The following is an 11,872-nucleotide window of genomic DNA, read 5'->3' as shown; positions in this document are numbered from 1 at the left end:
CTTTCTGTTGTCGCTGGGCCGTCTTTGAGGTGTTGTTGCCGCGCTGTGGAGCACCTCCAGCCTTGCCCGTCTGCGTGGAGAATCCCTCGGAAAGCAGCTACAGTAGGGACGCGATGCATGGGGTTGCAGGTGGTGAGACAGTCTGGCAAAGGGCTTCGCCTGGGTATGCTGCTCCTCTGGGCTGGACTGGTGCCTGGGTGGCCAGTTTGGGCCAATTCCACGCAAGCCAGCATTCAGGATCCGGCGCCAGCCACGCTCTCAGCCGCTTTGGATTTGGGCTTGGATAGCCAACTTTTGGAAGGCAGCCCCGTGTTGCGCCGCTGGCTGCAAAACCCGCCCCATCTCCTGGAAGAAATCCGCAACACCCCTGTCTTGCCCACGCGCTTGCAGGCCGGTTTCGAGTCCTCTTCTCACTGGCGAATCAGCCTACAAGACTTGCGTCTGGGAGATCGCCTCACCCTCAGCGGTGACTATCGCCAATCTTCCGAACATCCCGAAGTGCGCCAGTACGGGTCGGAAATGCGTTACTTTCTGGCCCCCCTGGGATCCCCTTTTAATCTGGCGCCACAACTGGGGTATCGGGCTTTGGAACAAAAAAACCGCAGCCTCAGCGGAGTTAGCTATGGGGCTTTTGCCGTTTTGGCCTTGGCTCCCGGAGCTGCAGATTTGACCGGTAGCTACAGTTGGGTTGCCCCCCAGGAGCCGGAAGAAGGACAGGCCACCCTGGCGGAGATCACCGCTGCCTATGCCATTAGCCCTTCTTTTCGTCTTTCTGCTCGCTATAGCCTGCGCAACTCGACCTTGGATCGGGAGTTTAGCTTTGGCGTTGGGCTGGAGTGGATCCCATAGAGTGCGCCCTCACTCCTAGTCTCTCTCTTGGTGGAAGAGGGGAGCCAGGGATCGGCATGACTTGGATTGGGGTAATGGCTCCGACATCGACTCGATGGCCACTGCACAACTTAACCCGGCCAAGATCAGAGGCGCACCGCCCGCACAAAGGCCACCCAACCCAAGCTGAGATAACGCTCCAACTGCAGCCCCACCTGTTGAAGGTGCTCGCGCAACTGGGTTTCTGAGAAAAAATGAAGGCCGGTGGCTTCCAGCCATTGCTGCACCATCTGCCCCCATCCCTGGACCTGCTGGCTGTGCATCGAGACAAAGGCTCCTCCCGGTCTCAACACACGGGCAATTTCCCGCAAACAGGGATCCAAAGGCAATTCGTTCAAGGTGGCCCCGCTGATCACCGCCCCAAAAGTTCCAGAGGCGAGGGGAAGCTGTTCAGCCCGAGCCCGCATCAGGCTGTAGTGCTGCCAGTGGGGCTGCGCTTGTTGAGCGGCTTCCGCCAATACCTCTGCTGCATTGTCCAGGCCGATCACCGTCCGTTGTGGATCCTTGGCCAGGAGCAAGCGGCTCCAGTACCCCCCGGCAGTGCCCAAATCCAAGATGGGATCCCCCTCCCCCACCAACTCGGCCAGCAGTTGACTCTCCCGCTCGCTCCCAAAGCTCTCTCCCGTCAGCAGCGACAGGGCCCAGGGCCGCCAGAGGCGATCGTAGCCCCAGGCGAACCCAGGCAGATGGGCAATGGCTTGGGCCGGGGTGAGATGCAAGTCCGATGAGCTGCCGATAAAATCCACAGCCCCAGAAGCGGTGATGGGGTAAATTTGGCCACAACTGGGACAATAAACCCGATCTGCCACGGATCCCTGCTCCCGCCCTGGTGCTTGGGTCAGCCCTTCCCGACCGCAGCTCAGGCAGCGATAGAGGTGAACCGGCAAAGCAGAGAGCGAAGAGAGCATGAGATAACCCGACGCAATAGAAAACCCGCTAAAAAAAGGGCAGTTGCCGGGATCCAGCCCCAACAACCACCCTCCCAAGTCGTCTATCCGGCGATGGAGATGGGATCCCTTAGACCAACTTTGGACTCCGTCCCGCTTCCGCAAGTGGACTGGGCAGGCCGACCTTCTCCGGGATGGGCACATACTCCGAGACAATCGCCCGGAATTCGTCGCCATCCAGGGTTTCCCGTTCCACCAAGGTATCGGCCAATCGATCCAGCAGAGGGCGGTGCTCCAGCAAAATCTGCTTGGCCTTCTGGTAGCAGCTCTCCAGGATCTGCCGCACCTGGCGGTCGATCTTGGCGGCCACATCCTCCGAGTACTCGACGCGGTTCATCCAGCCGCCGCCCAAGAATACCTCGTTGTTGGGGGGATCCAACATCAAGGGCCCCAGCTCGGACATGCCAAAGCGGGTCACCATCTGCCGCACCAGATTCGTGTTCTGCTGCAGGTCGTTGCTGGCTCCGGTGGTCACTTCGGAGTAGCCGAAGACGATCTCTTCAGCCGCCCGACCGCCAAAGCCCACCACCACCCGATCCAGCAGCCAAGCGCGGCTATACATACCCGAGTCGATCTGCTCCTCGTTGGGCAGTTGCTGGGCAAAGCCACCTGCGCCGCCGGAGCGGGGAATGATGGTCACCTTGTTCAAGGGATCTGCATGGGGCAGCAGCGTCATCAGCAGGGCATGGCCGCACTCGTGGTAGGCGATCAGGCGCTTGCTCTTGCCGTCCAGAAGCGGCGGCTTGGTCAGGCCAATGGTGATGCGGTCAATGGCGTCCTCAATGTCTTGGTTGGTGATGGCCATGCGCTGACGGCGGGCCGCCAAAATGGCCGCTTCATTGAGCAGGTTGGCCAGATCCGCGCCGGCAAAGCCGGGGGTACGGCGGGCAATCGCCTCCAGGCTGACCTCTTCCGCCAGCTTCTTGTTGCGGGCATGCACCCGCAAGATCTCGTAGCGCCCCTTAAAGCTAGGCCGATCCACCGTAACCTGGCGGTCGAAGCGCCCCGGACGCAAGAGAGCGGCATCCAACACATCAGGGCGGTTGGTGGCGGCAATCACGATAATGCCGGTGTTGCCCTCAAAGCCGTCCATCTCGGTGAGCAACTGGTTCAGGGTTTGCTCGCGTTCGTCGTTGCCCCCGCCAATGCCGGCCCCCCGCTGCCGGCCCACCGCGTCAATCTCGTCGATGAAGACGATGCAGGGCGCATTCTCCTTGGCCTTCTTGAAGAGATCCCGTACGCGAGAGGCACCCACCCCGACAAACATTTCCACAAACTCAGAGCCGGACAGGCTAAAGAAAGGCACTCCTGCCTCGCCGGCAATGGCCTTGGCCAGAAGGGTTTTGCCCGTCCCCGGCGGCCCCACCAACAACACACCCTTGGGGATCTTGGCCCCCACCGCTGTGAAGCGCTCCGGCTTCTTCAGGAAGGTGACCACCTCTTGCAATTCTTCTTTGGCCTCTTCGATGCCGGCGACATCGTCGAACTTAACGCCGGTTTTGGCTTCCATCTGAAAGCGGGCCCGCGATTTGCCGAAGTTCATCGCCTGCCCAGGGCCGCCCGCTCCAGCACCGGCACGCCGCAGGAAAAAGAACAACCCTCCCAACAGCAACAGCGGGATCACCAGGTTGCCCAGAAGCGCCCAAAAGGCGCTGCCATTGCGGGTGGGTACCACTGCCACTTCGATCCCCTGCTCGGTGAGGCGATCCACCAGTTGCGGTACGGTGTTGGGCAGCAGGTTCACTCGGTAGCGGGTGGAATGCTGGGTCTGGGGATCCACAGCCGTAACTTCAGCTACCAGATTGTTGTCCGTGAGGCGCACATCCGTAACCCGCCCCTCCTCGACGTAGCGCAAAAAGCGATCGTAGGTGAGGGCCGAGGCCAAGGCTGCATGGGCAGGTACCAGGCCGGATCCCTGCCAGAGACAAAAGCCCAGCAGGAGGGCGATCAGCCAGCGCTGGGGAGATAGAGGCTTGTTCATAGGGAAGAGAACGCTCGGTTATTAAAAGTCCTTTAACAAACTTAACCTGTCCCTCCTGGAAGGCACAACCCTACCCCCGCAAGGATGAGCTCCTGAGGGATCCCTGCCCCATCCGATGCCCGCCACCAGCCTGCAGTTAGGCCGAGCCGGGGGATCCCAGACCATCCAGCCCATAGACGCGCCGCCACATGGAGTCAGCCAGAGCAGCGGGCATGAGCCGCATCAGCCCCAACGCCACCTTGCCCCCCGTGAAAGCGGTGTAGCGGTCGGAAGGGTGAGGATCGGTCATCGCCCTCAAGATCGGCTCCACCACCTTCTCCACCGGCCAGGCCATTTTGCTGAACGAGCTGGCCAGCTCGGCGGTCTTGTCCAAAATCGCCTTGTAGGGGCCGTTGGGGTTGACAACGGCAGCAAAGGTTTCTTCCGCCACGCGGCCAAACTCGGTGGCTACCGGCCCCGGCTCGATCAAGATGACCTTGATGCCGAAGGGGGCCACCTCCACCCGCAGGGCATCGCTGAGGGCTTCGACAGCAAACTTGGTGGCGCTGTAAACGCCGCTGAAAGGCATGGACAGCTGGCCGGCCACCGAGCTGAGGTTGAGGATGCGGCCACTGCCCCGTTCCCGCATTTGGGGCAAGAGGGCACGGGTGAGGGCGTGCAAGCCAAATACATTCACCTCAAACTGGCGCCGCATGGCCGCCACATCCACCTCTTCCACCGGCCCCATCTGGCCATAGCCGGCGTTGTTCACCAGGATATCCACCCGGCCAAAATGATCCAGAGCCTTTTGGGCCAGTGCCTCCACCTGGGCCGTATCGGCCATGTCGGTGGGCACCACCAGCGCCTCCGCCCCCCGACTTTCCACCAAGTCCTTGACGTTTCGCAGCAGCCCCTCCCGACGGGCCGCCAGCACCAAGCGAGCCCCGCGTTTGGCCGCCTCCAGAGCGACGGCTTCCCCAATTCCAGCAGAGGCGCCGGTAATCAGCACCACCTGATTTGCAAGTGAAGGCATGGTTTCTTTTATCCAAACTCTCCACCATCCTAGAAGAACGACCGGGATCCCTGGAGAGGGGCAGCCTCGCCTTCCGAACTTCTGGATTCGGCATCCGGCTGGATTCGGCATCCGGTATTATGGCTATGATGGGGTGAGCCCAAAAAACAGCCGGGACAAAGCCCGATGGACAAGCTTCCTCTTAGGCTGAGGTCTTGCGGCGCTTTGACCAAAGTCTAAAGTGTAGAGAATGGGGTATAGGGTGCAGCGACTGTGAAGTACTTCTGCAGACGAATTGGCCGAGGTCGATCTCTGTCGCCGGAAGAGCGTTGGGTTGTTACTGAGGTTCGATTGGCTCAATTGCTCAGGGCAGCGGAAGCCAACTTGCGGGCCAATTCTGAGTTGCGCCAACAGCAGCAGGAGCAGCAAAAGCAACTGGAAGCCGAGCGCCGCCACAGCGAAGCCCTGAGAGACTCGACCGCCGATTTGCGCACCAGCGTGATGGAGCTGCGGGAAGGACAGGCCCTTTGGCAGAGCCATGTGGAAGAGCTGCGCTCCTGTCTGCGGGAGCTGCTCAAGGAACAAAGTGAACTGGTGCAGATTGTTGCCCAGCAGCAGCACATCCTGAAGGATTGTCAGGAAGTCATCCGCGCCATGCTGGAGCAAATGCGAGATGACCACCGAGACTTCCGCTCTGCCATCAGCATTTTGCTGGAGGAGCTGCACCAAACCGTGCGCTGTTTGGTTATCAGGTCAGGTGGCACCCTACCCAAGCCCGTTCGCCATCCCGAAGTGCCGGAGACGGATCCCGGCTCCCCGCCGACCGATTCGGCCTCGCCTGGGGAAGGCTCTTCGTCCTAGGGATCTTCTGCTCCCCCAAGAGCTATCCCACATCGCCTTCCGGCAGCCACTGTGGCCAAAACAGGCGCAACTCCCTGACCCGCTCCCCTTTGACCAGGAGGGATCCGCCCCCGGAGCGGCTTTGCAGCGGGATGTCGGCAGGAGAGAAGGAGTACACCTGTTCAGACTCTGTGATCACATCCAGTTGCAGATGGGAAGGCCTCTCCAGCTCGGGGGGGAGACCCACCAAGCCCACCAGCACATCCCCTCGGTCGGAGAAGTGAAAGGCCGGCACGCCCACTTGACCCCGCTCCAGGATGGGGATCTCCTCCAGAGACAAGCGCTTCAGATAGCCCGACCGGCTGGCCAGAACCAGGATCCCTTGCGGGGGCAGCAGCGCCATACCAACTATTCGCTCGGCGCGCCCCAAACGCAGGGCCGGCGATCCCATAGCCGCTCGACCCATCAAAGGGATCCCTTCGGCAGCCAGCCGCAGCACCCGTCCCCCTGAAGTAGCCAGGACGACGCTGTAGCCTTGGTGGCCGGGATCCCAAAGGGCTGCCCAGCCCAGCTCATCTCCCTCTTTTAGCTTTAGGACAGTGGATCCCCGTTGGGTGAGGCCCATTAGCTCTGCCAGGGCCAGCCGCTTGATCCGCCCCTGCCGGCTGAGCACCACCAAACTTGCCTTGCCCGGATCCGGAGCCAACGTGAAGGTGGCAACCATCGGCTCGGGGTTGGGGAGAAGGGTAACCAGAGGCACCCCCCGTGAAGAGCCAGTGCTGAGGGGGATCCCTGCGATGGGCACGGTAAAAGCCTTGCCGCCAGCGGTGAGCACCAAGATTTCCTGCTCCAGCGTGACGCATTCCAGGCCGACCAGCACATCTTCCCCCAGTTCCCGTTGCGCCGGGTTGCTGCGGGAGCGACGGCTAGGCAGAGGCAGGCGGCGCACATAGCCCTTGCGGGTGAATTGCAGCAAGAAGTGGGTCTCTTCCGTCTCTTCGCCGCTGGGGATTTGGGCCACTTCCGCTTCCAGCTCCGAGGCCGAGAGGATCTGGGTGCGCCGGGGATCCCCGAAGGTCTTTTTCAGGTGTCGCAGCTCTTTTTTCAAATAATTCAAGAGCTTGCGGCGGTCGCTGAGTAGCCCCTGCAGTTCTTCGATGCGGGTCTGCAACTGGGCGTGTTCCTGGTGCAGCCGTTCCCGCTCCAATCCCGTCAGGCGACGCAGAGGCATGGCCAAAATCGTCTCTGCCTGCTGGGGGGTACAGCCCAGGCGAGTTTGCAATTGGGCTTTGGCCGTGGTGCCATCGGGCGCTTGCCGCAGCAGCTCGATCACCCCCTCCAGATCCGCCAACGCCAGCAACATTCCTGCCACCTCTTCCGCCTTGCGCTGCACCTGCTGCAACTCGGCACGGAACATCCGGTTGAGGGTGGCCTCGCGAAATTGCAAAAAGTGCTGCAGGATCTCTTTGAGGCTCAGCTGCCGCGGTTCCCCGTTCACCAAAGCCAGCAGGATGGCCCCGAAGTTGCTTTGCAAAGGGGTGAGCTTATACAACTGCTGCAAAACCGCCTGCGGGTTGGCCTCTCGCTTCAGCTCCACCACCACGCGAATGCCGCTGCGATCCGACTCATCGCGCAGATCGGCGATGCCGCTGATGCGGTCTTGGTTGGCCAGCTCGGCCACTTTTTCGATCCAGGCCGCTTTGTTCACCTGATAGGGAAACTCGCTGATGATCAGGGCGGGTCGGCGGTGGCGTCCTTTGCCCGGCTGGATCTCCTCGAAGCGGGCCACCCCCCGTAGAGTGATGGAGCCGCGCCCGGTGAGGTAGGCCTCGCGGATCCCTTGGCTGTCCAGGATTTGGCCGCCGGTGGGAAAATCCGGCCCTGGGATCCAGCGCAACAGTTCCTCAGGGCTGAGGTCGGGATGGTCGATCAAAGCCAACAGGCCATCCACCACTTCCCCCAGGTTGTGGGGTGGGATATTGGTGGCCATGCCCACAGCAATGCCGGCAGAGCCGTTGAGCAGCAAAATGGGCAAGCGGGCCGGAAGAACGGTGGGCTCCGCCTGGGATCCGTCGAAATTGGGCATGAAATCGACGATCTCTTCCGACACCTGCTCCAGAAGCGCTGTGTGGCTCAGCTCCGCCAGCCGGCACTCCGTGTAGCGCATGGCCGCCGGTGGGTCATCATCCACAGAGCCGAAGTTGCCGTGCCCCGCCACCAGGGGATAGCGGCTGGAAAAGTCTTGCACCATGCGCACCAGCGCGTCATAAACTGCCTGATCCCCATGGGGGTGATATTTCCCCAGCACATCCCCCACCACCCGTGCGCATTTGCGGTAGGGGCGATCCGGCGTCAGGCCCAGCTCATGCATGGCGTAGAGGATGCGGCGGTGTACCGGCTTGAGGCCATCCCGGACATCTGGCAAGGCCCGCCCGACAATCACGCTCATGGCGTATTCCAGGTAGGAGCGCTGCATCTCCCCCTGCAAATCGGTTACAATCACCCGACCCAGACGGGATCCCCCACCCGAGCCAAATCCCAGTCCGTCGAGAGTCAGTTGCTGAGTCATGGCACACAGGAGCGGAACGCTTTCCAGGTTACCGAAAAAACGCCGTAAAGCCCTGCCCTTGAGGGCAGGGGGGTATGTCAATCTAGCCGCTTCTGCGGGCCCCGCGAGAGGGATCCCATCTCGATAGGAGTTGAGAGCAGACCGAACACCGAAACGCCTACCTCGTGCTATGACTTGAAGCGGCAGCACCCACCGCAACACCACTATGGCCGATACCCCGATCCGTTTTGGCACCGACGGCTGGCGAGCCGTGATTGCCGAGGGCTTTACTTTCCAAAACTTGGCCCTTGCCGCCCAGGCCAGCGCCCAAGTGTTGGCCCGCACCTACCCCGGCGAAGGGATCCTGGTCGGCTACGACAACCGCTTTCTCTCGGAACGCTTTGCCGCCCACGTTGCTGAGGTGGTGGCCCGCCTGGGGATCCCAGTTTACCTCTCCACCTGTGTGGCCCCAACGCCGGCCTTTAGCTGGGGTGCCAAGGAGCGGGGCTGCCACGGCGCTTTGGTGATCACCGCCAGCCACAACCCCCCCCACTATTCCGGCCTCAAGGTCAAGGGAGGATTTGGTGGATCCGTGCCGCCGGAAGTTACCGCCGCCATCGAGCAGGAGCTGCAAAGCCTCCAGCCTCTTGGATCCCACAAGGCCCCCATCCACACCTGGGATCCCTGGCCCGGCTACCTGGCTCAGCTCAGCCGCTTTGTGGATCTGGAAAAGCTCAAAGGATCCCCGGCCAAGATTTGGGTGGATGTCATGTTTGGCTCTGGCGCTGGCGGCCTCAAGCGCCTCTTGGGGGAGAAGGTCATTGAGTTGCAGGCGCATCGGGATCCCTTGTTTGGGGGATTTCCCCCCGAGCCCTTGCCCCAAAACCTGCAGGCTTCTGCTCAGATCATCGCGGCGAATCCCGCCCCCTTGAAAATGGGTTTGGTCTTTGATGGGGATGCCGACCGCATTGCGGCTCTCGATGGGCAAGGCCATTTCCTCAGCCCGCAGATCCTGATCCCCATCTTGATCGACCACCTGGCCGGGCGACGCGGCTTGCGGGGCGAGATTGTCAAAACCATCAGCGGCTCCGAACTGTTTGTTAAAGTTGCACAGCGCTATGGCCTACCGGTTACGGAAATGCCGGTGGGCTTTAAGTACATCGCCGAGCGCATGATGAGCACAGAGGTGCTCTTGGGTGGAGAGGAATCGGGCGGCATCGGCTACCTGGGCCACATTCCCGAGCGGGATGCCCTGCTTTCGGCCCTGTATCTCATCGAAGCGGTTACGGAAACCGGCCAAGATCTCAGCACCATCTACCGAGCTTTGCAGGAACGGGAAGGGTTCACCTCTGTTTACCTGCGCCGCGATCTCCACCTCGCCGATCAAAATCAACAAACCCAGCTCTTCCAACGGCTGCAAATGGATCCCCCGCTTGAGATTTTGGGGCAGAAGGTGATCAAACATTTCGACAAAGATGGCCACAAATTCACCCTCGCCGACGGCAGTTGGGTGATGATTCGCGGCAGCGGCACCGAGCCTCTGCTGAGGTTGTACTCAGAAGCGAAAGACCTAGAAGCAGTGAACGCCCTCCTGGATTGGGCAGCCGGCTTGAACAGCACAACAGCTTAATATCCCAGATAATCTTTTGCGCAAAGCTGGATCCCTTTGACTCTTGAGTGCAGAGACTGAGAGGCTGCCAAACTGCGGCAGCCTACAGGGTTGGCCTCTCCCCCCAAGTTCTGCTGAGCAGCATAGGAATGCTCACAGCTTGACCCATCTGCCTCACTTTTACTTGGGTCAAGGGTAAGAACTCTAATTAAAAGTTACCATAGCTGTACCAGAAGTCGCTGGCGGCGCGCCATTGCTCAAGAGAGTAACTGGTGGGTTGGTGTAGGTCACTGGTAGTGATGGTGGTGGTGGTGGTGGTACAGGCGGAGGTTGCCTGACCGATACAGAAACCACGCAGGAGGCGCCTGCGGCTAGGCTTCCGTTCATGAGAGAAATCGTGGTCCCACCACCAGTTACTGCCAGCATGCCACCGCAGGTGTTTGAGGTAACTGGTGGAGTCGTAATTTGTAACCCTAAAGCCGGAGTGCTGGGCAAAATGTCGATGAAACTGAGGCCGGTTATGGGAACAGTTGCAGTGTTCGTAATTGTGAAGACAACAGCCACGACGTTGCCGTTTTGAGTCGAGTTAGGAACAAACTCCTTAGTGAACATTGGAGCAGTAACCGGGTTCACTGACAGATTAACAGGTGTGCTTTGAACAGCAGGAGCCTGGTTACTGGTCAGAGTTACGGCAGGGTTAGTATAGGTACCTGTGCCTGCAGCAACAACCTGAACAGTAACTGTACAAGTTGCATTGGCAGCCAGTGTTCCACCGCTTAGAGTGATTAGGGCCGCGCCTGAAGTCGGAGCAAATGATCCACCACAGGTATTGGTGAAGTTGGGCGGATTGGCAACAAACAACCCTGTAGGCAGGTTGTCTGCAAAGTTGAGGTCAGTCAATTGGATCCCGGAGTTGTTGATGATGGTGAATCTTAGGGTTACGGGAGCGTTTGGTGAGGTTGTGGAAGGATCAAAGCTCTTAGTAAACCTCGGGGCAGCCAAGGGGCCTGGAGGCAGGCCAACGATGCTGGGAGAGGGGTTCGGGCTGGGCAGGGGCGGGATCGTCGGCGCCGACACAGGAGGGGGCACAAGAGGGCTGGGTTGACCTGGGGGAACAGATCCAATCGGAGGAGTGGATGGCAGCCCTACCCCCGTTCCTCCAGGTTCTGTATTCGGGTTTTGCACAGGGATGATTGGCCCTGGCAGCGAGCTGATTGGATTCCCCTCTTTAGTTTGTTGACAAGCTGTTAGCAAGCCCAAGCACAAGCAAGCCAAAACCCCAGCTACTTTTCCCGTTTTCATTCCCTCATCCTCCTGCCATTCAACTCTCTCGTGGCACAAACCCAAACAGCCTTACTCAGCTCCAGCTTAGGTGGCTTGGTTGCTCGCTTCCAGCCTCAGAGCTTGACCAAATGAATCTCGAATGACCACGATTACCAAAACCGTTTCTCCCGCAGCAACGTTGGTGTTGTAGGCGGCTGGATCCGCCGGGAAGGTGAAGTCGTTGGTAAGCGTGATCCCGTTGATTCGGTCGTCGTAGCTATTGCCTCTGCCTATCAGCGTATTTCTAAACTGCTCAATTGCCGTCGGCAAAAAGATGCTGGTAATATCTGTGCCGCGACTGATGTTAAAAAACTGAACCTCTACGCTCCTGATCACTCCTGGAGCAAATAAGCCGCTCAAGGTGATAGTTACAAAGGCGGATCCCACTAGGCTGATCTGAAAAGGGTTTGCCAAGCTAGGCGGATCCGGTAGGTCGGGCTGGATGGGCGGTGGGGTGATGGGGGCAAAGTCCGGCCCTGGGCGGAAGGTGATAGGCGTGAGATTGGGGGCAATCGTGGGGGCAACGGCCACAGGAGGAGGCGTGGCACCGCTAGAAGCCAGTAGAGGCGGCACCCCGCTGGTGGTCTCGCTACTGCAGCCGGTAATTAGCGCAACCGAAGCACAGGTTGCCCAAAGAGAGAGGCCGCCACGGCCAAGGGCTGAGCCAAAACGTCGTCTCATCGAAAAATCTCCACTCACTCACACCACAGCAAACGTCTTAGGCAGCGTCCAGCAGGGATCCACC

Annotated in this window: 9 protein-coding genes; 3 read left to right on the top strand and 6 right to left on the bottom strand. The window is 60.1% G+C overall.

Translation table 11 applies throughout. From position 1 onward, the window contains the following. The first annotated feature begins 129 nt into the window (after nt 1–129). Entirely contained in the window at nt 130–849 is a 720-nt protein-coding gene (locus ACVWYZ_RS00090) for a hypothetical protein (RefSeq protein ID WP_457465396.1), read from the top strand. Between the two features lie 125 nt (nt 850–974). Here the strand turns inward: ACVWYZ_RS00090 and ACVWYZ_RS00085 are convergent, their stop codons facing one another. The 3 genes from ACVWYZ_RS00085 to ACVWYZ_RS00075 form a co-directional block, all read right to left on the bottom strand. Continuing rightward, nucleotides 975–1,796, bottom strand: a complete 822-nt coding sequence (locus ACVWYZ_RS00085) for a class I SAM-dependent methyltransferase (RefSeq protein WP_457465394.1) — start codon at nt 1,794–1,796, stop codon at nt 975–977. Nucleotides 1,797–1,905: 109 nt separating this feature from the next. Next, nucleotides 1,906–3,816, bottom strand: a complete 1,911-nt coding sequence (ftsH, locus tag ACVWYZ_RS00080; RefSeq protein ID WP_457465392.1) for an ATP-dependent zinc metalloprotease FtsH — start codon at nt 3,814–3,816, stop codon at nt 1,906–1,908. A 136-nt stretch (nt 3,817–3,952) separates the two neighbouring features. Beyond that, complete coding sequence (locus tag ACVWYZ_RS00075; protein ID WP_457465390.1) at nt 3,953–4,828, bottom strand: SDR family NAD(P)-dependent oxidoreductase; 876 nt, start codon at nt 4,826–4,828, stop codon at nt 3,953–3,955. A gap of 252 nt (nt 4,829–5,080) precedes the next feature. On the opposite strand from ACVWYZ_RS00075, the gene ACVWYZ_RS00070 reads away from it, so the two are divergent. Further along, complete coding sequence (locus ACVWYZ_RS00070) at nt 5,081–5,668, top strand: hypothetical protein (protein ID WP_414374067.1); 588 nt, start codon at nt 5,081–5,083, stop codon at nt 5,666–5,668. Nucleotides 5,669–5,690: 22 nt separating this feature from the next. On the opposite strand, the gene ACVWYZ_RS00065 is transcribed toward ACVWYZ_RS00070, so the two are convergent. Beyond that, entirely contained in the window at nt 5,691–8,216 is a 2,526-nt protein-coding gene (locus ACVWYZ_RS00065; RefSeq protein ID WP_457465388.1) for a DNA gyrase/topoisomerase IV subunit A, read from the bottom strand. A 205-nt stretch (nt 8,217–8,421) separates the two neighbouring features. Here ACVWYZ_RS00065 and ACVWYZ_RS00060 point away from each other — a divergent pair, with 205 nt between their 5' ends. Further along, nucleotides 8,422–9,825, top strand: a complete 1,404-nt coding sequence (locus ACVWYZ_RS00060; protein ID WP_457465387.1) for a phosphoglucomutase/phosphomannomutase family protein — start codon at nt 8,422–8,424, stop codon at nt 9,823–9,825. A 183-nt stretch (nt 9,826–10,008) separates the two neighbouring features. On the opposite strand, the gene ACVWYZ_RS00055 is transcribed toward ACVWYZ_RS00060, so the two are convergent. Beyond that, nucleotides 10,009–11,106 carry a DUF7933 domain-containing protein gene (locus ACVWYZ_RS00055; protein ID WP_457465386.1) on the bottom strand — a complete coding sequence of 366 codons (1,098 nt, stop codon included), beginning with the start codon at nt 11,104–11,106 and terminating at the stop codon, nt 10,009–10,011. 66 nt (nt 11,107–11,172) lie between these two features. After that, nucleotides 11,173–11,808 carry a hypothetical protein gene (locus tag ACVWYZ_RS00050; RefSeq protein WP_457465385.1) on the bottom strand — a complete coding sequence of 212 codons (636 nt, stop codon included), beginning with the start codon at nt 11,806–11,808 and terminating at the stop codon, nt 11,173–11,175. Between the last annotated feature and the right edge of the window lie 64 nt (nt 11,809–11,872).

It is taken from the genome of Thermostichus sp. MS-CIW-37 (assembly GCF_054060065.1).
The sequence above is the reverse complement of the archived record's forward strand: the minus strand, read 5'-3'. Positions and strand labels throughout refer to the sequence as shown.